At 54.0% G+C, this 19,972-nt stretch carries 25 protein-coding genes; 12 read left to right on the top strand and 13 right to left on the bottom strand.

The genetic code is table 11. The features are described 5' to 3' along the window. Positions 1-20: 20 nt before the first annotated feature. Genes rpoN through SP99_RS19675 form a run of 7 tightly spaced genes read right to left on the bottom strand, consistent with a single transcriptional unit; the run spans position 21 to position 5,887 of the window. Complete coding sequence (rpoN, locus tag SP99_RS19705) at positions 21-1,454, bottom strand: RNA polymerase factor sigma-54 (RefSeq protein WP_025756691.1); 1,434 nt, start codon at positions 1,452-1,454, stop codon at positions 21-23. Positions 1,455-1,501: 47 nt separating this feature from the next. Continuing rightward, a complete protein-coding gene (gene lptB / locus SP99_RS19700) occupies positions 1,502-2,227 on the bottom strand; it encodes an LPS export ABC transporter ATP-binding protein (protein WP_025756692.1) in 726 nt (241 codons plus the stop codon). Between the two features lie 6 nt (positions 2,228-2,233). Beyond that, entirely contained in the window at positions 2,234-2,788 is a 555-nt protein-coding gene (lptA, locus tag SP99_RS19695; protein WP_025756693.1) for a lipopolysaccharide ABC transporter substrate-binding protein LptA, read from the bottom strand. Beyond that, positions 2,757-3,332, bottom strand: coding sequence for an LPS export ABC transporter periplasmic protein LptC (lptC, locus tag SP99_RS19690; protein ID WP_047959546.1), 576 nt, complete (start codon positions 3,330-3,332; stop codon positions 2,757-2,759). The genes lptA and lptC overlap by 32 nt, the downstream gene beginning before the upstream one ends. Next, the gene (gene kdsC / locus SP99_RS19685) at positions 3,329-3,895 is read right to left on the bottom strand and encodes a 3-deoxy-manno-octulosonate-8-phosphatase KdsC (protein WP_047959545.1); all 567 of its coding nucleotides are present in this window, start codon (positions 3,893-3,895) and stop codon (positions 3,329-3,331) included. The genes lptC and kdsC overlap by 4 nt, the downstream gene beginning before the upstream one ends. Positions 3,896-3,909: 14 nt before the next feature. Next, positions 3,910-4,896: an arabinose-5-phosphate isomerase KdsD gene (kdsD, locus tag SP99_RS19680; RefSeq protein WP_025756696.1), complete on the bottom strand. Its 987-nt coding sequence runs from the start codon at positions 4,894-4,896 to the stop codon at positions 3,910-3,912. Between the two features lie 13 nt (positions 4,897-4,909). Then, the gene (locus tag SP99_RS19675; RefSeq protein ID WP_045284743.1) at positions 4,910-5,887 is read right to left on the bottom strand and encodes a calcium/sodium antiporter; all 978 of its coding nucleotides are present in this window, start codon (positions 5,885-5,887) and stop codon (positions 4,910-4,912) included. Positions 5,888-6,114: 227 nt separating this feature from the next. On the opposite strand from SP99_RS19675, the gene mlaF reads away from it, so the two are divergent. The 7 genes from mlaF (at position 6,115) to murA (ending at position 10,908) form a co-directional block, all read left to right on the top strand. Continuing rightward, entirely contained in the window at positions 6,115-6,927 is an 813-nt protein-coding gene (gene mlaF / locus SP99_RS19670; protein WP_025756698.1) for a phospholipid ABC transporter ATP-binding protein MlaF, read from the top strand. 7 nt (positions 6,928-6,934) lie between these two features. Further along, positions 6,935-7,717 (top strand): lipid asymmetry maintenance ABC transporter permease subunit MlaE, encoded by a 783-nt coding sequence (gene mlaE / locus SP99_RS19665; protein WP_010436044.1) that lies wholly within the window; start codon positions 6,935-6,937, stop codon positions 7,715-7,717. A 4-nt stretch (positions 7,718-7,721) separates the two neighbouring features. Further along, a complete protein-coding gene (mlaD, locus tag SP99_RS19660; RefSeq protein WP_047959544.1) occupies positions 7,722-8,270 on the top strand; it encodes an outer membrane lipid asymmetry maintenance protein MlaD in 549 nt (182 codons plus the stop codon). 18 nt (positions 8,271-8,288) lie between these two features. Further along, a complete protein-coding gene (gene mlaC / locus SP99_RS19655) occupies positions 8,289-8,924 on the top strand; it encodes a phospholipid-binding protein MlaC (protein ID WP_014885387.1) in 636 nt (211 codons plus the stop codon). After that, positions 8,924-9,217 (top strand): lipid asymmetry maintenance protein MlaB, encoded by a 294-nt coding sequence (gene mlaB, locus SP99_RS19650; RefSeq protein ID WP_045284744.1) that lies wholly within the window; start codon positions 8,924-8,926, stop codon positions 9,215-9,217. The genes mlaC and mlaB overlap by 1 nt, the downstream gene beginning before the upstream one ends. 126 nt (positions 9,218-9,343) lie before the next feature. Next, positions 9,344-9,598 (top strand): BolA family iron metabolism protein IbaG, encoded by a 255-nt coding sequence (gene ibaG / locus SP99_RS19645; protein WP_008501458.1) that lies wholly within the window; start codon positions 9,344-9,346, stop codon positions 9,596-9,598. Positions 9,599-9,648: 50 nt separating this feature from the next. Next, positions 9,649-10,908 carry a UDP-N-acetylglucosamine 1-carboxyvinyltransferase gene (gene murA, locus SP99_RS19640; RefSeq protein ID WP_025756701.1) on the top strand — a complete coding sequence of 420 codons (1,260 nt, stop codon included), beginning with the start codon at positions 9,649-9,651 and terminating at the stop codon, positions 10,906-10,908. 61 nt (positions 10,909-10,969) lie between these two features. Here the strand turns inward: murA and sfsB are convergent, their stop codons facing one another. Together sfsB and ispB are read right to left on the bottom strand one after the other, a co-directional pair. Next, positions 10,970-11,257 (bottom strand): DNA-binding transcriptional regulator SfsB, encoded by a 288-nt coding sequence (sfsB, locus tag SP99_RS19635; RefSeq protein ID WP_047959543.1) that lies wholly within the window; start codon positions 11,255-11,257, stop codon positions 10,970-10,972. A 228-nt stretch (positions 11,258-11,485) separates the two neighbouring features. Then, positions 11,486-12,457 carry an octaprenyl diphosphate synthase gene (ispB, locus tag SP99_RS19630; RefSeq protein WP_047959542.1) on the bottom strand — a complete coding sequence of 324 codons (972 nt, stop codon included), beginning with the start codon at positions 12,455-12,457 and terminating at the stop codon, positions 11,486-11,488. A gap of 257 nt (positions 12,458-12,714) precedes the next feature. Here ispB and rplU point away from each other — a divergent pair, with 257 nt between their 5' ends. The 4 genes from rplU (at position 12,715) to cgtA (ending at position 15,556) form a co-directional block, all read left to right on the top strand. After that, positions 12,715-13,026 carry a 50S ribosomal protein L21 gene (gene rplU, locus SP99_RS19625; RefSeq protein WP_003025032.1) on the top strand — a complete coding sequence of 104 codons (312 nt, stop codon included), beginning with the start codon at positions 12,715-12,717 and terminating at the stop codon, positions 13,024-13,026. 19 nt (positions 13,027-13,045) lie between these two features. Further along, positions 13,046-13,303, top strand: coding sequence for a 50S ribosomal protein L27 (gene rpmA / locus SP99_RS19620; RefSeq protein WP_004385076.1), 258 nt, complete (start codon positions 13,046-13,048; stop codon positions 13,301-13,303). Positions 13,304-13,399: 96 nt separating this feature from the next. Continuing rightward, positions 13,400-14,365 carry a DMT family transporter gene (locus tag SP99_RS19615; protein WP_047959541.1) on the top strand — a complete coding sequence of 322 codons (966 nt, stop codon included), beginning with the start codon at positions 13,400-13,402 and terminating at the stop codon, positions 14,363-14,365. 15 nt (positions 14,366-14,380) lie between these two features. Continuing rightward, positions 14,381-15,556, top strand: a complete 1,176-nt coding sequence (gene cgtA, locus SP99_RS19610; protein ID WP_045284746.1) for an Obg family GTPase CgtA — start codon at positions 14,381-14,383, stop codon at positions 15,554-15,556. A gap of 38 nt (positions 15,557-15,594) precedes the next feature. Here cgtA and pmrB read toward each other — a convergent pair whose 3' ends face one another. From pmrB to dacB, 3 genes are read right to left on the bottom strand one after another with little or no spacing between them, the layout of a single operon-like run. Further along, complete coding sequence (gene pmrB / locus SP99_RS19605; RefSeq protein WP_047959540.1) at positions 15,595-16,638, bottom strand: two-component system sensor histidine kinase PmrB; 1,044 nt, start codon at positions 16,636-16,638, stop codon at positions 15,595-15,597. After that, complete coding sequence (gene pmrA / locus SP99_RS19600) at positions 16,635-17,297, bottom strand: two-component system response regulator PmrA (RefSeq protein ID WP_025756707.1); 663 nt, start codon at positions 17,295-17,297, stop codon at positions 16,635-16,637. Before pmrA ends, pmrB begins: the two co-directional genes overlap by 4 nt. Positions 17,298-17,299: 2 nt before the next feature. Continuing rightward, the gene (gene dacB / locus SP99_RS19595) at positions 17,300-18,733 is read right to left on the bottom strand and encodes a serine-type D-Ala-D-Ala carboxypeptidase (RefSeq protein WP_047959539.1); all 1,434 of its coding nucleotides are present in this window, start codon (positions 18,731-18,733) and stop codon (positions 17,300-17,302) included. 227 nt (positions 18,734-18,960) lie between these two features. On the opposite strand from dacB, the gene greA reads away from it, so the two are divergent. Further along, complete coding sequence (gene greA / locus SP99_RS19590; protein ID WP_025756709.1) at positions 18,961-19,437, top strand: transcription elongation factor GreA; 477 nt, start codon at positions 18,961-18,963, stop codon at positions 19,435-19,437. 151 nt (positions 19,438-19,588) lie between these two features. Here greA and yhbY read toward each other — a convergent pair whose 3' ends face one another. Then, positions 19,589-19,882 (bottom strand): ribosome assembly RNA-binding protein YhbY, encoded by a 294-nt coding sequence (yhbY, locus tag SP99_RS19585; RefSeq protein WP_003861814.1) that lies wholly within the window; start codon positions 19,880-19,882, stop codon positions 19,589-19,591. Between the last annotated feature and the right edge of the window lie 90 nt (positions 19,883-19,972).

Genomic DNA, 19,972 nt, shown 5'->3' with positions numbered 1-19,972 from the left:
TGTCTTCCTTATCGGTTGTGTCAGACCAGCTGTTTACGCTGGTTGGACGGCGGAATGGATAAAGACTCTCGATACTTCGCGACAGTACGACGTGCCACCATAATACCCTGTTCGGACAGCATGGTGGTTAACTTACTGTCACTCAGTGGCTTCGCGGGGTTCTCCGCGGCGATCAACTTCTTCACCAGGGCACGAATCGCGGTTGACGACGCTTCGCCGCCACCCTCGGTATTAACGTGGCTGGAGAAGAAATACTTAAGCTCAAAAATACCGCGTGGACTGTGCAGATACTTCTGCGTGGTGACACGGGAAATGGTTGATTCATGCATCTCGACGGCCTGAGCGATATCCGCCAGCACCATCGGTTTCATATACTCTTCGCCCTGCTCAAAGAACGCCTGCTGCTGTTCGACAATACAGCGGCTGACGCGAAGCAGCGTATCATTACGGCTCTCCAGACTTTTGATCAACCATCGCGCTTCCTGCAAATTGCTACGAATATATTGATTGTCGGAGTCGTTACGCACGCTGGTGCACATGGAGGCATACTGCTGGTTGATTTGCAGGCGAGGAATGCTGTCAGAATTCAGTTCAACGACCCAGCGGCCATTGTGTTTTCGGACCAGCACATCCGGGATCACGTATTCGGGTTCGCTGGTCTGGATCGACTGACCGGGGCGCGGATCGAGCGACTGGATGAGATTCACCGCTTCTTTCAGCACATCTTCTTTCAGCCGCGTGACGCGCATCAGGGTGCGGAAATCGTGGTTAGCCAACAGATCCAGATGATCGCTGATGATTAAGCGCGCCTCATCGAGCCACGGCGTCTCTTTGCTGAACTGAGAAAGCTGGATCAGCAGGCAGTCGCGCAGATCTCTTGCGGCCACGCCTACCGGATCGAAACGCTGAATGCGCTTCAGAACGGCTTCAACCTCCTCAAGCTCAATCTCTTCGTCGCCCATGCTTTCGAGGATGTCGTCCAGCGTGACGGTTAAATAGCCGGTGTCATCAACGGCATCGACAATGGATGTGGCAATCGCACGATCGGTGTCGGAGAAGGGGGTCAGTTCCACCTGCCACATCAGGTAATCCTGAAGCGACTGGGTGGTTTCTCCCTGATAGACCGGTAGCTCATCGTCCTGGTAGTCCGCACGCGTTCCGGATGGGGTTCCGGCGGTGTAGATCTCATCCCAGCTGGCATCCAGCGGAAGCTCGTCCGGCATCTCTTTTTGTTCGAGTGCATCCGCGGTGTCGAGCGCTTCTGTATCCTGCGATTGCTGGGTATCTACCTCGTCATGAAGATCGGTTTGTTCCAGCAGGGGGTTACTGTCCAGCGCCTGCTGGAGTTCCTGCTGAAGTTCTAACGTGGACAGTTGCAACAGGCGAATTGCCTGCTGTAGCTGCGGCGTCATTGCCAGTTGTTGGCTGAGCCTTAATTGCAAACCTTGCTTCATGTTCAGAGCATTTTTCTCCGGTTCGGCGTTACGTTTCCTCTACCCTATCAGAGTCTGAAGTCTTCCCCAAGATAGACGCGCTTAACATGATCATCTTCGAGGATTTGTTGCGGCGTACCGTGGGCGATCAGGTTACCCTGGCTCACAATATACGCACGTTCACACACGGCCAGCGTTTCACGCACGTTGTGGTCGGTGATCAACACGCCAAGCCCGCTGTCGCGCAGGTGCTCAATGATACGTTTAATATCGATAACGGAGATCGGATCAACACCCGCAAATGGTTCATCCAGAAGGATAAATTTCGGGTTTGCGGCCAGCGCACGCGCAATCTCAACGCGTCGGCGTTCCCCACCGGACAGTGCCTGACCGAGGCTGTCGCGCAGATGCTCAATGTGGAACTCTTCCATCAGCTCGTTGGCACGATCCTGACGCTGTTCGCTGGTCAGATCGTTACGAATTTGCAGAACCGCCATCAGGTTATCGTAAACGCTAAGGCGACGGAAAATGGAGGCTTCCTGTGGCAAATAGCCGATCCCGCGGCGTGCGCGTGCATGCAGCGGCAGAAGGCTGATGTCTTCATCATCAATGACAATGTTGCCGGCATCGCGCGGCACAATGCCAACGACCATGTAGAAGGTTGTCGTTTTACCCGCACCGTTAGGGCCAAGCAGACCCACAATTTCACCGGAGTTAACGGTCAGACTGACATCCTCTACGACACGGCGGCCCTTATAGGCCTTCGCGAGATTTTTTGCAGTTAATGTTGCCATAACGAATTAGTTACTCTTCTTCTGTGCCGGGGCCTGGCCTTTGCCTTTGTCCTGCAGCTGCGACGGTACCAGTACGGTGGTGACGCGTTTGCCTTTCTCGCTGGAGGCCTGCATTTTTTGCTCTTTAACCAGATAGGTAATCTTGTCGCCGGTAATGTTGCTGTCCAGCTGTTCCAGGTACGCATTTCCGGTCAGGATCACCAGGTCCTTCGCCAGCTCATAGTGCATATGCGTGGCATGGCCTTTCACCGGTTTGCCGTTGTCCTGCATTTGGTAGAAGGTCGCCGGATTACCGTAGCCATCGATAATCTCTTTGCCCTGCTCGCCACCCGGACGGGTAACAACCACTTTGTCGGCGTTGATTTTGATGGTGCCCTGAGTCATGACGACGTTACCCGTGAAGGTGACGACATTACCCTGCATATCAAGAGACTGGGTGTCGGACTCGATATGAATCGGCTGCTCGGTATCGCCCGTTACAGCAAGCGCGGGGAGACTGGTCGCCAGCATCGCGCTGGCGATAATTACTTTAAGGCTGAGTTTGTTTGTTTTGAATTTCATAGGAGGTTCTAACCTTTTCAATCAGCTCGGCGTTTTTGCTGCGTAAGTTCCCGCGCATTCTCAAACCGCTGGAATTAAATGTTGTGCCATACAGAGTAACCAGATCCTGCGACGTCACATCCTGGGTCACCAGGTTGATCTGGGCATTATCCGTCGTAATTTTTCGCAGTTGCGAGTCAGCGGTCAGGGCGTTGACTTCAACGTGGCCATACAGATAAAGCATACGGTCATTTGTCAGTTTTGCCCGGTCTGACTTGATTGACCACGTCGGTACTTTGTCCTTATCAAACGTGGTCATAACAGGTTGGGTAAACCACGAAATACCGTCATCTGAAAAATATTCAACATGCTGGGCAATCAGGCGATAGTTCAGCGCGCCTTGCGGGCTGTAGACCACAGTGTCGCTGTGATCGCTTTTATAGGTTGGATCGTTATTGTTGATCACTTCCGTTTGCGTATCGTCGCGATCGGCAAGGTTCACGCCAATCAATACCAGGGCGATAAGCGAAAGCAAAATGATAACCCAACGTCTGGTTTTACTCATATCGATTGCCCTTTGGCCTCATCAAGCTTGCCCTGCGCCAGCAGGAGCAGATCGCAGACTTCACGGACGGCACCTCGGCCCCCGTTGATGTGGGTAACGTAGTCCGCACGCGGGATCAGCAGCGGATGCGCATCGGCAACGGCGATGCTCAGCCCAACTTCAGCCATTACTGGCCAGTCAATCAGATCGTCCCCGACGTAGGCCACGTTTTCTGGTGCGATAGCCAGTTTACCCAGTAAATCATTGAACGCCGCCATCTTATCGGATTGACCCTGATACAAATGGGTAATGCCTAAGGTTTCACAGCGGTCTTCTACCAGTTTAGCTTTCCGTCCGGTGATGATAGCCACCTCGATACCTGAGGTCAGCGCACAGCGGATACCGTAGCCGTCGCGAACGTTAAACGCTTTTAGCTCTTCACCGTTATTACCCATATAAATCAGGCCATCGGAGAGTACGCCATCCACATCCAGAATGAGCAGGCGAATGTTTTCCGCCTTTGTCATCATCTGGGTACTGACCGGACCATAACAGGTTGCAAGGGATGCACCCGCATTACTCATTGTCTTATCCTTCATTACACTACGCCTGCGCGCAGCAGATCATGCATATGTACCACACCCAGCAACTGGTCGCCATCGGCAACCATGACGGAGGTGATATGACGGGACTGCATCAGGTTCAGCACATCCACTGCCAGCGTCCCCGGGCGCACGCGAATGCCGCCGGGTGTCATCACATCGGCAATGCCCAGCGTACGGACATCCACACCCATGTCGAACACGCGACGCAGGTCGCCATCGGTGAAGATCCCCTGAATTTTCATCAGATCGTCGCATACGACCGTCATACCCAGATTCTTACGGGTGATTTCCAGCAGCGCATCACGCAGGGAGGCGGCTTTACTGACGTGAGGGATTTCATCCCCGGTGTGCATAATATCGTTAACCCGCAGCAGCAGCTTACGCCCCAGCGCGCCACCCGGGTGGGAAAGGGCGAAATCTTCCGGCGTAAAACCACGGGCTTCCAGCAGCGCCACGGCGAGCGCATCGCCCATCACCAGCGCCGCGGTGGTGCTGGAGGTCGGCGCCAGGCCGAGCGGGCAGGCCTCTTTCGGCACCTTTACGCACAGGTGAATATCGGCTGCACGCGCCATGCTACTTTCCGGACGGCTGGTCATGCAAATGAGCGGCACCTGCAGACGCTTCAGTACCGGGATCAGCGCCAGAATTTCATTGGACTCACCGGAGTTGGACAGCGCGATGACGATATCCTGCGGCGTGACCATACCCAGGTCGCCGTGGGCGGCTTCCCCCGGGTGGACAAAGAAAGAAGAGGTTCCGGTACTGGCAAACGTTGCCGCCATTTTGCGTCCAATGTGGCCGGACTTGCCCATCCCCATCACCACGACTTTGCCGGCACAGTAGAATATCTTCTCACATGCCAGACTAAAATCCTGATTAATGTACTGATCCAACTGCGCCAGACCTTCACGTTCAATCTCCAGAACGTCTTTGCCTGCTTTCTGAAAGTCAAAACCCGGCTGCAATTCTATTTGCGACATAATGCGTTTCCGTTTACCCAGAGAGAAGAGGCGAGAGCCAGTACAGCATCGCCATCCATACGATAAATCCACCCGTCAACAGCGCGCCTGCGCCTTTGCCAATCTGTCGTTGCCGCCGCCAGCAGAGCAGGGCAAATATCACGCTGACCAGCAGCATCACACCGTAATCGCGTGAAAACGCCAGGGGATTAAAGGGCCCCGGCGTAATCAGGGCCGGCAGGCCCATTACTATCGCGATATTAAAAATATTGGAGCCGATGATATTACCAATGGCAATGTCATCCTCCCCTTTTCGCGCCCCGGCAATGGCCGTGGCCAGCTCCGGCAGACTGGTTCCGATGGCAATAACCGTCAGGCCAATGGTCAGTTCACTGATGGCGAAATAGTTCGCCACGACCGTCGCGTTATCTACGACCATGCGCGTGGCCATGGGCATGATGATCAGCGCCACGCCAAGCCAGAGCAGGGCGACGGGGAGCGTGCCTTCCCGCGGGAGTTCGGCGACCTGCTCACGCGTGAGGCTATCGTGCCCCTGCTTCTCAGCCAGACGGGCGATCTTAACACTATACAGCAACCAAATGACGGCCAGCGCCAGCAAGAAAATGCCGTCACTGACGCTCAGTATGCCATCATAAAATACGCATCCTGCCAGCAGACTTACGATTAACATTAGCGGCAATTCACGACGCAGAACATCAGAATGCACGCGAAATGGATGGAGCAGTGCCGCCAGCCCTAAAATCAACAATATATTGACGATATTAGAGCCAATCGCGGTGCCGACGGCCAGGTCTAACTGGCCGTGCAGCGATGCCGAGACAGAGACGATAATTTCAGGAAGTGACGTTCCAACGCTGACAACGGTCATCCCGATGACGAGAGGTGGCACGCCCGTCAGGCGACACAGGATAGATGCGGCAAACACTAAACGGTCAGCACTGTAGACCACCAAAAGTAAACCAATTATTAACAGTGCTGTTGCTAAAAGCATCAAAAGTCCTTTCTTCAGGTATACTCGTCGGTCCATCGCGCGGGAATGGCTGGACTGCATACAGTCTGAGGCGTAACGAATTCCTAATTTTGACTTTATGCGCCGGAAAAGTAAAACAAATGCCAGCTTTCGCTAACCTCAACGGCTATTATTCTGTAAAAATGCTGAGTTTAGGGCTGATCCAGGCTGCATGCCTAAACGTGAGCAGGGTAAGAAAGGAACCATAAATGAGCCAAACGATGGCGAATTTAGTCGATGTCCGCGGTGTGAGTTTTTCTCGCGCCAACAGATTGATATTTGATGATATTTCGTTGACCGTACCGCGTGGCAAGATCACGGCCATCATGGGGCCGTCCGGGATCGGTAAAACGACCCTGCTGCGTCTTATCGGTGGGCAGATCCCACCCGACAGCGGTGAAATCCTCTTTGATGGCGAAAATGTCCCGGAGATGTCGCGCTCGCGTCTGTATACCGTTCGCAAGCGCATGAGCATGCTCTTTCAGTCGGGGGCGTTGTTCACCGATATGAACGTCTTTGATAACGTGGCCTATCCACTTCGCGAACACACCAGCCTGCCGCCGGCGTTGCTGAAAAGTACGGTGATGATGAAGCTTGAAGCCGTCGGTTTGCGTGGGGCGGCGAAGCTGATGCCTTCGGAACTCTCCGGCGGGATGGCGCGCCGCGCCGCGCTGGCGCGAGCCATTGCATTAGAACCGGATTTAATCATGTTCGATGAACCGTTCGTCGGGCAGGATCCCATCACGATGGGCGTGCTGGTGAAGCTCATCTCTGAGCTGAACAGCGCACTTGGCGTAACCTGCATTGTGGTTTCTCACGATGTACCGGAAGTGTTGAGCATCGCCGATTACGCCTATATCGTGGCGGACAAAAAGATCGTCGCACACGGTAGCGCCCAGGCGTTGCAGGAAAATTGCGATCCGCGCGTGCGACAGTTCCTCGACGGTATTGCCGATGGCCCTGTGCCGTTCCGCTACCCGGCGGGCGACTATCGTGACGATTTACTGGGAATAGGGAGTTAAGCCACTCATGCTGTTAAATGCGTTGGCCGCTCTCGGACACCGTGGCATAAAAACCATCAGGACGTTCGGGCGTGCCGGATTGATGTTATTCAACGCGCTGGTCGGCAAGCCGGAGTTCCGAAAGCATGCGCCTTTACTGGTGCGGCAACTCTATAACGTCGGCGTGCTGTCGATGCTCATCATCATTGTGTCCGGTCTGTTTATCGGCATGGTGCTGGGGCTGCAGGGCTACCTCGTTCTGACAACCTACAGTGCGGAAACCAGTCTCGGGATGCTGGTGGCGCTTTCGCTGCTGCGTGAACTGGGGCCGGTTGTGGCGGCGCTGTTGTTCGCCGGACGCGCGGGGTCGGCATTAACGGCTGAAATTGGCCTGATGCGTGCGACTGAGCAGCTCTCCAGTATGGAGATGATGGCGGTTGACCCGCTGCGTCGTGTAATTTCGCCGCGTTTCTGGGCTGGGGTGATCTCTTTACCGTTACTGACTATTCTGTTTGTCGCCGTGGGTATCTGGGGCGGTTCGCTGGTTGGCGTTCACTGGAAAGGCATTGATGCCGGTTTCTTCTGGTCCGCCATGCAGGACGCCATCGACCTGCGAATGGATCTGGTTAACTGTCTGATTAAAAGCGTGGTATTCGCCATTACGGTCACCTGGATTGCCTTGTTCAATGGTTACGATGCCATCCCGACGTCGGCAGGCATTAGCCGTGCAACTACACGTACAGTCGTACACTCGTCGCTGGCCGTACTGGGTCTGGATTTTGTGCTCACCGCACTGATGTTTGGGAATTGAGTTCATGCAAACGAAAAAAAATGAAATTTGGGTCGGCGTGTTCCTGCTGCTGGCGCTGTTGGCCGCACTGTTTATCTGCCTGAGAGCGGCGGATATCACCTCCGTGCGTACCGAGCCGACATATCGCATCTATGCCACCTTCGATAACATCGGTGGGCTGAAGGCCCGTTCACCGGTCCGTATTGGCGGCGTGGTGATCGGACGCGTATCAGATATTACGCTTGATGAGAAAACCTATCTGCCACGCGTCGCGATGGATATCGAAGAGCGTTACAACCATATTCCGGACACCAGTTCCCTGTCGATCCGGACTTCCGGTCTGCTGGGTGAACAATATCTGGCGCTTAACGTCGGCTTTGAAGACCCCGAGCTGGGAACGACTATTCTTAAAGACGGCAGCGTTATTCAGGATACGAAGTCCGCAATGGTGCTGGAAGATATGATTGGTCAGTTCCTTTACAACAGTAAAGGGGATGAGAAAAAATCCGACGCTGCCCCTGCGCAGTCTGAAGATCATACCGACGTCGCACCGACACCTGGCTCGACGCATTAATTTCAGGAGAAGTCATTCATGTTTAAACGACTGTTAATGGTGGCCATGCTGGTCATTGCCCCTCTTACCGCTGCCCATGCTGCGGATCAGAGTAACCCGTACAAACTGATGGACGAAGCGGCGAAGAAAACCTTCGACCGTCTTAAAAACGAACAGCCTAAAATTCGTGCGAATCCTGATTACCTGCGTGACGTTGTTGACCAGGAATTGCTGCCGTATGTGCAGATTAAATATGCGGGTGCGCTGGTGCTGGGTCGTTATTACAAAGACGCGACCCCTGCGCAGCGTGAGGCCTACTTTGCCGCGTTCCGTGAATACCTGAAGCAGGCTTATGGTCAGGCGCTGGCGATGTATCACGGCCAGACCTACCAGATTGCGCCTGAGCAGCCGCTGGGTGATGCGACCATCGTGCCTATCCGTGTGACGATCAACGATCCAAACGGCCGTCCACCGGTTCGTCTGGATTTCCAGTGGCGTAAAAACAGCCAGACCGGCCACTGGCAGGCGTATGACATGATTGCCGAAGGGGTAAGCATGATCACCACCAAGCAGAACGAGTGGAGCGACCTGCTGCGCACTAAAGGCATTGATGGCCTGACTGCACAGTTGCAATCCATTGCTCGTCAGAAAATCACGCTGGACGAGAAGAAGTAATGTCACAGCAACTCAGCTGGTCGCGTGAAGGCGAGACATTGAAACTGTCCGGCGAACTGGATCAGGACCTCCTGAACCCGTTATGGGACCAGCGCCATGACGCCATGCAGGGCGTGACGCTGATTGACTTAAGCGGTATCACCCGGGTGGATACGGCAGGTGTTGCGCTGCTTGCCCATCTGGTTGCCGAGGGGAAAAAACAGGGGGCGAGCGTCAGGCTTCACGGCGCGAGCGATAATGTCGTGACCCTTGCGCAGCTGTACAATCTTCCTCAGGACGTACTGCCTCGTTAATATTTTCAGTGCGTTACTTCCGAAAGCCCTGACAGTTTCATCGTCGGGGCTTTTTGCTTGTTTAAGACGACGCCACTTTGCTCTAAGATGTTGGGCTTGTTTTCACTATCAGATGATTAAGAACCCATGGAAAATCATGAAATCCAGACAGTGCTGATGAATGCACTCTCCCTTCAGGAAGCCCACGTCACTGGTGATGGCAGTCACTTCCAGGTTATTGCTGTGGGTGAGATGTTCGACGGCATGAGCCGCGTGAAGAAACAGCAGGCTGTGTACGCGCCGCTGATGGAATATATTGCGGATAACCGCATCCACGCCCTGTCGATTAAAGCGTTCACCCCGCAAGAGTGGGCACGCGATCGCAAACTAAACGGTTTTTGAGCTGAGGGCGACAGGCCCGCAGCACGGTTGAATTTATAAGAGAGCACACAATGGATAAATTTCGTGTACAGGGGCCTACGCGCCTCCAGGGCGAAGTCACAATTTCTGGCGCGAAAAACGCCGCGCTGCCAATCCTCTTTGCTGCGCTGCTCGCGGAAGAGCCGGTAGAAATTCAGAACGTCCCGAAACTGAAAGATATCGACACGACCATGAAGTTGCTCACCCAGTTGGGCACTAAAGTTGAGCGGAACGGCTCTGTCTGGATCGACGCCAGCAATGTGAATAACTTCTCTGCCCCTTACGATCTGGTGAAAACCATGCGTGCTTCCATCTGGGCGCTTGGCCCGCTGGTGGCGCGTTTTGGCCAGGGGCAGGTTTCACTTCCGGGCGGTTGTGCCATCGGGGCGCGTCCGGTTGACCTGCATATCTTTGGCCTGGAAAAACTGGGCGCAGAGATCAAACTGGAAGAAGGTTACGTTAAAGCGTCCGTCAACGGTCGTCTGAAAGGCGCGCACATTGTCATGGACAAGGTGAGCGTGGGCGCAACGGTCACCATTATGTCTGCGGCAACGCTGGCTGAAGGTACCACGATCATCGAAAACGCCGCGCGTGAGCCGGAAATTGTGGATACCGCCAACTTCCTCGTGGCGCTGGGGGCGAAGATCTCCGGTCAGGGTACTGACCGTATCACCATTGAAGGCGTTGAGCGTCTGGGCGGTGGTGTTTATCGCGTCCTGCCGGACCGTATCGAAACCGGTACCTTCCTGGTGGCAGCGGCGATCTCTGGCGGTAAGATTGTTTGCCGTAACGCACAGCCTGATACCCTGGATGCGGTGCTGGCGAAGCTGCGCGATGCCGGCGCTGATATCGAAATCGGTGAAGACTGGATCAGCCTCGATATGCACGGTCAGCGTCCAAAAGCTGTCAATGTTCGTACGGCGCCGCATCCGGCGTTCCCGACCGACATGCAGGCGCAGTTCACCCTGCTGAACCTGGTCGCCGAAGGGACCGGCTTCATCACTGAAACCATTTTCGAGAACCGCTTTATGCACGTACCGGAGCTGATCCGTATGGGTGCGCATGCAGAAATCGAGAGTAATACCGTAATTTGCCACGGCGTGGAGAAACTGTCGGGTGCTCAGGTGATGGCCACCGATCTGCGTGCGTCTGCGAGCCTGGTGCTGGCGGGTTGTATCGCGGAAGGGACAACGATTGTGGATCGTATTTATCACATCGATCGTGGTTATGAGCGTATCGAAGATAAACTGCGCGCGCTGGGTGCGAATATCGAGCGTGTGAAGGGCGAGTAATCGTTCCGGCAGCCCCCTGCCAGCAATGACCGGGGGGTTGCTGTGCCTGTCAATTAACGTGTTATTCCTGCAATCCTTTCTTTGCCTTTTTCTGGCGAATCATGCGCGTTCTGTCAATAAACTCATGGGTAATAGGATCGTGGTAACGCGAGGGCCAAATCACCCACGGGTGCGTATCCAGCGCCGTTGCGATAATGAGCTCTCCCTTAGGCCAGGGGCGGGTGAGGGCGTTTGCCAGGGTTGAAGAACTCAGTCCGTGGCGGCGTGACTCTGCTGCCAGTGACGTGCCTCTTTTGCGCAGTGCGGCAATAATATCCGCCGTGTGCCAGTCGATAAATTTCGTGTCCATAACGCTGTCCTTAGTTCGGATTCACCTTCGCCGTTTCGTCAGAAACGACGGGGTTACTATACCCATTTCACACTCTTGTTCTAAAAAGTTCGCGTTACTTGAAGGGATATTCAGAATAAGACACAGCTTTATTCATGCAGTCTCTAAACCGATGCATTTACATGAAGACGTAATTTACAGGAACGTACGGGAATCTCCCCGCAAAGGCGCGGGGAGAAACAGGAGGGATCAACGATCGCGCTGAACGGCGATGTGCGCCAGACCGATCAGCGCATCGCGCCACGGGCTGTCTGGAATAACCTGAAGTGCAGCAATGGCTTTATCCGCTTCCTCTTCCGCACGCTGGCGCGTCCATTCGAGCGATCCGCAAATGGCCATGGTTTCCAGTACGGGTTCCAGAAGATGGCGGCCATTTCCCTGCTCAATCGCTTCACGGATCATTTTCGCCTGGTCGGCCGTTCCGTTGCGCATGGCGTGGAGCAGCGGCAGGGTCGGTTTGCCTTCGTTCAGGTCATCACCAACGTTTTTGCCGAGCGTCTCGCCGTCCGCACTGTAGTCCAGCAAATCATCTATCAGCTGGAATGCCGTACCCAGATAACGACCATAGTCCTGCAGCCCTTTTTCCTGGGCCTCGGTACAGTCAGCCAGAATGCCGGAACACTGGGCGGCTGCTTCAAACAGGCGCGCGGTTTTGCTGTAGATCACGCGCATGTAGTTTTCTTCAGTAATATCAGGATCGTTGACGTTCATCAGCTGCAGTACTTCGCCTTCTGCGATGACGTTAACGGCTTCGGACATCACTTCCAGTACTTTCAGGGAGCCCAGACTGGTCATCATCTGGAAGGCGCGGGTATAGATAAAATCCCCCACCAGTACGCTGGCTGCGTTCCCGAAAGCGGCGTTCGCCGTGGCTTTGCCGCGACGCATATCCGATTCATCCACAACATCATCATGCAGAAGCGTCGCTGTGTGAATAAATTCGATGAGCGCTGCGATGGTGATGTGGGCATTTCCCTGATAACCAACGGCTCTGGCAGCCAGAATGGCAATCATCGGGCGTATGCGTTTACCGCCGCCGCTGACAATGTAATAGCCCAACTGATTGATCAGTTGAACGTCAGAGTTGAGTTGCTCCAGGATTGCTGCATTCACACCCGCCATATCTTGCGCGGTTAACTCGTTGATTTTTTCTAAATTCATCGCAAAAGCCGGGCTTTTTATCCTGTTGATCCCATCTACTATGGGGTAACGAAGGGTTTCGGTTTATCAATAGTATTGCTGATTGTACTGAAAAAACGGCTCAGATAAACGTTACCGTACGTGTTGTGTTTTTTTTCTTCATGTATTGACGGTAGCACTTGTCAAAGGCTCGCGTTTTGCGTAATATTCGCGCCCTATTGTGAATATTTATAGCGCACTCTGATTCATACGAGGACGTGCGCGGAAGCGGAGTTTATATGTACGCGGTTTTCCAAAGTGGTGGTAAACAACACCGAGTAAGCGAAGGTCAGACCGTTCGCCTGGAAAAGCTGGACATCGCAACTGGCGAATCTGTTGAGTTCGCAGAAGTTCTGATGATCGCAAACGGTGAAGAAGTCAAAATCGGCGTTCCTTTCGTTGATGGCGGCGTTATCAAAGCTGAAGTTGTTGCACACGGTCGTGGCGAGAAAGTTAAAATCGTTAAGTTTCGTCGTCGTAAGCACTACCGTAAGCAGCAGGGCCACCGTCAGTGGTTCACTGATGTGAAAATTACTGGCATCAGCGCCTAAGACCTGAGGAGAGATTTAAATGGCACATAAAAAGGCTGGCGGCTCCACACGTAACGGTCGCGATTCAGAAGCTAAACGCCTGGGCGTTAAGCGTTTCGGTGGCGAATCCGTTCTGGCGGGTAGCATCATCGTTCGTCAACGTGGTACCAAATTCCACGCTGGCAACAACGTAGGTTGCGGTCGTGACCACACTCTGTTTGCTAAAGCAGACGGTAAAGTGAAATTTGAAGTTAAAGGCCCGAACAACCGTAAATACATCAGCATCGTTGCTGAGTAAGGTTTTCTCGGTCCGGTAACGGATTAAAGCCCCGCAACCTGTTGCGGGGCTTTTTACATTGGAAACCCGGTAATTTTTTCTGTAGGGAAAACGGGCATGAAGCAGCAGGCCGGCATAGGTATTCTTTTGGCGCTCACTACCGCAATGTGCTGGGGTGCGTTGCCAATTGCAATGAAGCAGGTACTGGAAGTGATGGAGCCGCCTACGGTGGTCTTTTATCGCTTTCTGATGGCAAGTATCGGCCTCGGGGCGATTCTGGCTGTCAAAGGTAAGCTTCCTCCGCTGCGACTCTTCCGTAAACCGCGCTGGCTGGTGTTACTGGCTATCGCGACAGGTGGACTGTTTGGGAACTTCATTCTGTTCAGTTCTTCCTTGCAATATCTTAGCCCTACGGCGTCACAGGTGATTGGTCAGCTTTCACCCGTGGGCATGATGGTCGCCAGCGTCTTTATCCTCAAGGAGAAGATGCGCGGTACGCAGATTATCGGGGCGAGCATGCTGCTATGCGGTCTGGTGATGTTCTTCAATACCAGTCTGATCGAGATTTTTACCCGGCTGACCGATTACACCTGGGGTGTGATCTTCGGTGTAGGGGCAGCAACGGTCTGGGTGAGCTATGGCGTCGCGCAAAAGGTGTTATTGCGTCGTCTTGCCTCACAGCAGATCCTCTTTTTGCTGTACACTTTGTGTACACTGGCGTTGTTGCCGTTAGCGAAGCCGGGGGTAGTCACCGAGCTTAGCGACTGGCAACTGGCGTGCCTCATTTTTTGTGGGCTGAACACGCTGGTTGGTTATGGCGCGCTGGCCGAAGCAATGGCGCGCTGGCAGGCAGCACAGGTGAGCGCATTAATTACGCTTACTCCGCTGTTTACGCTGTTATTTTCAGATTTGTTATCAATGGCCTGGCCCGATGTCTTCGTCAGACCGATGCTCAACCTGTTGGGCTATCTCGGTGCGTTTGTCGTGGTTGCGGGCGCGATGTATTCCGCCATTGGTCATCGTCTTTGGGGACGTTGGCGCAAAAATGAAGCGGTTGTAGTAGTCCCCCGCTCAGGCGAATGAGTTACGGAGTGTAAAATGAAGTTTGTTGATGAAGCGACGATCCTTGTCGTGGCTGGTGATGGCGGCAACGGTTGCGTGAGCTTCCGCCGTGAAAAGTATATCCCTCGTGGCGGCCCTGACGGCGGCGACGGCGGGGATGGTGGTGACGTGTGGCTGGAGGCGGATGAGAACCTCAACACACTGATCGACTACCGTTTTGAAAAATCCTTCCGTGCTGAGCGTGGTCAGAACGGCCAGAGCCGTGACTGTACCGGTAAACGCGGAAAAGACGTCACCATTAAGGTGCCTGTCGGTACGCGTGTGATTGACCAGGGGACCGGTGAAACCATGGGTGACATGACCAAACACGGTCAGCGCCTGATGGTCGCTAAAGGTGGCTGGCACGGTCTGGGCAACAGCCGTTTTAAATCATCTGTTAACCGTACGCCACGTCAGAAAACGATGGGTACGCCGGGCGATAAGCGCGATCTGCAGCTGGAGCTGATGCTTCTGGCAGACGTGGGCATGCTCGGGATGCCAAACGCGGGCAAATCGACGTTTATTCGTGCCGTCTCTGCTGCGAAACCAAAAGTGGCGGATTATCCGTTTACAACCCTGGTGCCAAGCCTGGGTGTTGTTCGTATGGATAACGAGAAGAGCTTCGTGGTTGCCGATATTCCGGGTCTGATTGAAGGCGCAGCGGAAGGTGCCGGTCTGGGTATCCGCTTCCTGAAACACCTTGAGCGTTGCCGCGTCCTGCTGCACCTGATCGATATCGATCCAATTGATGGTTCCGATCCGGTAGAAAATGCCCGTATCATCGTCGGCGAGCTGGAGAAATACAGCGAAAAACTGGCGAACAAACCGCGCTGGCTGGTCTTTAACAAAATCGACCTGATGGATAAAGCCGAAGCGGAAGCAAAAGCGAAAGCCATTGCTGAAGCGATGGGCTGGGAAGATAAATACTATCTTATCTCCGCCGCAAGCCAGGTGGGCGTGAAAGATCTGTGCTGGGATGTGATGACCTTCATCATCGAGAACCCAGTTGTTCAGGCGGAAGAAGCCAAACAGCCAGAAAAAGTCGAATTCATGTGGGATGACTACCACCGCCAGCAGCTCGAAGAGCTGGAAGCGGAAGAGGATGATGAAGACTGGGACGATGACTGGGATGAAGACGACGAAGAAGGCGTCGAGTTCATCTACAAGCACTAATCGTCGTAAACGGCCCCTGTTGATTCAGGGGCTTTTTTTTATTCTAACGTTGCAGGCAGCCAGCAGCTGGCAATGAGACCGCCTTTCTCGCCGTTCTCCAGCGTCATTTTTCCATGATGAAGCTGCAGGATACGCTGCACGATGCTCAGGCCCAGGCCACTGCCACCAAAGCGTTGGTCGAGACGACGGAACGGTTCTGTGATTGACTGTCGGTGCGCTTCATCGATACCAGGCCCCTGATCGATAACGCTGACCTGCGTTCCGCCGCCCTGCGCGGATAATGTCACTGTGATGGTTGTCCCTGCGGGGCTGTAACGTCCGGCATTTTCAAGCAGGTTGCGCAGCATAAGGCGCAGAAGCACAGCGTCTCCCTGCACCGTGAGCGTACTTTTAGGCGGCCAAATGACCGTATGCTCTTTGGCTTCATGCTCAAGGCCAAGCGGCGTAATAATCGTATCTGTCCAGTTCACCGTCTCGTAGTGACCGCTCGCCATCGCCTGCCCGGCTCGCGCCAGCATCAGCAACTGTTCAATCGTGTGCATCAACTGATCGATACGGGTTATCAATGTCGCGGCCTGCGGCGTGCCTGACTGCGCCATGAGTTCCAGATGCAGCCTGATCCCGGCGAGGGGCGTTCGCAGCTCGTGTGCGGCGTCGGCGGTAAACAGCCTCTCCTGTTGAATGGTGTGATCCAGCCGGGCAAGTAGCTGATTGAGAGAGGTGGTGACGGCGCCAATTTCTTCCATGTCAGAGTACATCGGAAGCGGGGTCAGGTTATCCGCCGAACGATTCGCCAGACTGGCACGCAGTTTATTCAGAGGCCGGGTTATCCAGGTAACGGCCCAGAATGAGAAAAACAGGGTGAAGCCGACCATCACCAGGGAAGGGACCAGCAGCGAGGCAATCGCTTCACGGATCTCTTTCTCGACATGGTTATTGCGTGATTTGGCAGACAATGTCTCATTGACCAGAAAACCGATCTGCTCGCGGCTTTCATGCCAGAGCCAGATCACACTGATCAGCTGGAAAAACAACAGTATCACCGCCAGCAGGACCATTAACCGCCGACGCATGCTGTTCATTTCTGACTCTCCAGACGGTAGCCCACGCCGCGGACGGTTTTGATCCTGTCTTTCCCGAGCTTACGACGCAGATTATGGATATGAACCTCAAGGGTATTCGACCCCGGATCGTCCTGCCAGGAGTAGATATCCTGCTGGAGGGTTTCACGGTGCACCGTCTGTCCGCTGCGCATAATCAGGCGCGTAAGCAGAGCAAACTCTTTGGGCGTGACTTCTACCGGCTGGGACTGGCGCAGGACCTGCTGGGTTTGCAGATTCAGCGTGATATCGCCGTCGGTGAGTAAGTTATCACTGTGTCCCTGATAACGGCGGATTAGGGCCCGGACGCGCGCCTGCAACTCTGCCAGAGCAAAGGGCTTCACCAGGTAATCATCGGCTCCAGCATCAAGGCCGGTGATACGATCTTCAATGGCATCCCGTGCCGTCAGGATCAACACCGGATTAGCGATGCCGCGGCGACGCCACTGGGTGAGCAGGGTCGCGCCGTCTTTATCCGGTAAACCTAAATCGAGGATCACCAGACTGTATTCGCCGCTCTGGATCAGGGCATCGGCCTCCGCCGCTGTGGCGGCGCAGTCGAGGGCATATCCTTCACTGGCCAGCGCAAGCGCCAGCCCTTCCTGTAATAACAGATCGTCTTCAACTATAAGTAGTTTCATCGCTAGTTATTCTGGTAGATGTCCTTATAAAGCCTGCTTTCGAAGCGAACCAGTGGAATACGACGGTTGCGCTGGTCGGTCGGTTCGACGGCATAGCCGGAAAGATACTGCACGAATGCCATACGTTGTCCGCTGGCGGTAGTGATGAAGCCTGCAAGGTTGTATACCCCCTGCAGTGAACCTGTTTTGGCTGACACTTTACCGTCAACACCGGCAGCGTGAAGGCCGGCCCGGTATTGAAGTGAACCGTCATGCCCGGCGAGCGGCAGCATCGAGATAAAGTTTAGCTCAGTGTCATGTTGAGCAATGTACTGAAGCACTTGCATCATGGTTGCCGGGGCGATCAAATTGTGTCGTGATAACCCGGAGCCATCGACAGCGATAGTATTACCCAGGTCGATTCCCGCCTGCTGACGTAAGATCTGACGGACTGCATCGGAACCTGCACGCCAGGTTCCAGGAACGCCAAAGCGCGCGTGACCAATCATGCGGAACACCGTGTCAGCGATCATATTGTCAGACTTCTTCAGCATGATCCTTAGCAGATCGTGCAACGGTTCAGACTGTTTGCTGGCGATAATCGTGCCGGGTTGATTAACCTGCGTCTGGCGCAGCAGGGTACCGGTATAGGTGATCCCTGCCTGTTTCAGTTCGTCCTTAAGAATAGCGCCTGCGTAGCTTGCGCCATCCTGGATGGCGAAGGCCAGCGGCAGTGGATCGGCACGCTGCGTCAGGCAGCCGGTAAGCGTGAAGCGATTAAGATCGCCGGGCACCACATCCAGTTCGCAATACTGTGCATCCGGAGAGCCCTTGGCCAGCGTGCGGACCTGGCTGAACATCGTGACCGGGTAGTAAGACGCCACGCGGATAAACGCTAAATCATCCGGTTTGGGAGCGCTGTAAAGCGAAACCGAGAAGCAGTTTCGGTCAACAATCGCGGCGGCGGGTGGGGCGCTAAAGCATTGCGTCATGTCATTCCACGGCCAGCCGGGGGCTTTATCGTGGCTGGCAAAAATGGAGGTGTCGATCAGTACGTTGCCATCAATCTTCTGCACGCCCGATTTTTTCAGCACCGCCACCATATTGCGAATATCCTGGCGTTTAAAGGTCGGGTCGCCGCCAAAACGGGCGATCAGATCGCCTTTCAGCTCGCCATTTTCGACCTTGCCTTTGGTCTCTAGCGTGGTGGTAAAGCGGAAGTCAGGACCAAGCTGAAGGAGGGCGGCAAGCGCAGTGATCACCTTCTGGGTGCTGGCAGGCAGGGCCATCTGTTGACTATGGTAGTCAATCTCCGGTGTCTGCGCCCCGACCTTTTGCACCATTAAGGCAAGGTTGGCACCTGCGGGCAGTTGATTAATATACTCATCAACATTCGCGGCCTGAACGCTGAACGTTATACTGGTAGTCAATCCGATGATAAATCTGGAAAATCGCATAATCTCGCGCTAACAACCCGAAAACAAACCGTCATACTACGGTGCATGGCACTGCAAAGTAAACGATGACCCATAGTGAACTTCGCGGTAAAATGCGTATCAAATTGAAAATTGCTGCTGACCTGGGGCGTTGCTCCCGGGTCGGTTTTCTTTTTGCTTCTGGCCTGCTCTTGAGGGCCGGGGCAGGGAACACTGCTCCCAACAGGAATGTTTAAGAGGTATAACAAATGCAAGCTATTCCGATGACCTTACGTGGTGCCGAAAAACTGCGCGAAGAGCTGGATTTCCTGAAATCCGTTCGCCGCCCTGAAATCATCGCCGCTATCGCGGAAGCGCGTGAGCATGGCGACCTGAAAGAGAATGCTGAATACCACGCGGCGCGTGAGCAGCAGGGTTTCTGTGAAGGGCGTATTAAAGATATCGAAGCGAAGCTGTCGAATGCGCAGGTTATCGATATTACCAAAATGCCAAACAATGGCCGCGTGATCTTCGGCTCAACGGTTACCGTGCTGAACCTGGATACCGACGAAGAGCAAACGTATCGTATCGTGGGTGACGATGAAGCCGACTTTAAACAGAACCTGATTTCGGTGAACTCACCCATTGCTCGCGGCCTGATTGGCAAAGAGCAGGATGATGTTGTCACCATCCGCACCCCTGGCGGCGAAGTGGAATACGAAATTATCAAGGTTGAGTACCTGTAATTCGCCTCTCTGCAAAGATGTTGATACATTGTAAAGAAAGGAAAAAGGCCGCATAGCGGCCTTTTAACAACTCAAGGAGCATGGCATTTTGCTCACCTGCTGACAGAAATCCCTCGTTTAACACAGAAAATGTGTTTGATTCAGGATATCCTTAGCGTGGCAGCGAGATTTTACGCTCTTTAGATGGGCGATAGAGCACCAGCGTTTTACCGATGACCTGTACATTACAGGCGCCGGTTTCGCGCACGATGGCTTCCACGATCAGGTTTTTAGTGTCTCTGTCTTCAGAGGCGATTTTCACCTTGATCAGCTCGTGGTGTTCCAGCGCTTGTTCAATCTCGGCAAGCACCCCTTCGGTCAAACCATTGTTGCCAAGCATCACTACAGGCTTGAGCGGATGTGCCAGACCTTTAAGGTGCTGTTTTTGTTTAGTACTCAGATTCATCGTATATTTTTGCTTACGTTGGGATTGAAAACGGTTCATTCTACCGCCATCTCCCTTATATCGCCAAATAGCTGCGTAGAAATTTACGTC

It is taken from the genome of Enterobacter sp. BIDMC92 (assembly GCF_001030225.1).
Classification (GTDB): domain Bacteria; phylum Pseudomonadota; class Gammaproteobacteria; order Enterobacterales; family Enterobacteriaceae; genus Enterobacter; species Enterobacter sichuanensis.
This window is presented reverse-complemented; position numbering and strand designations above follow the sequence as displayed.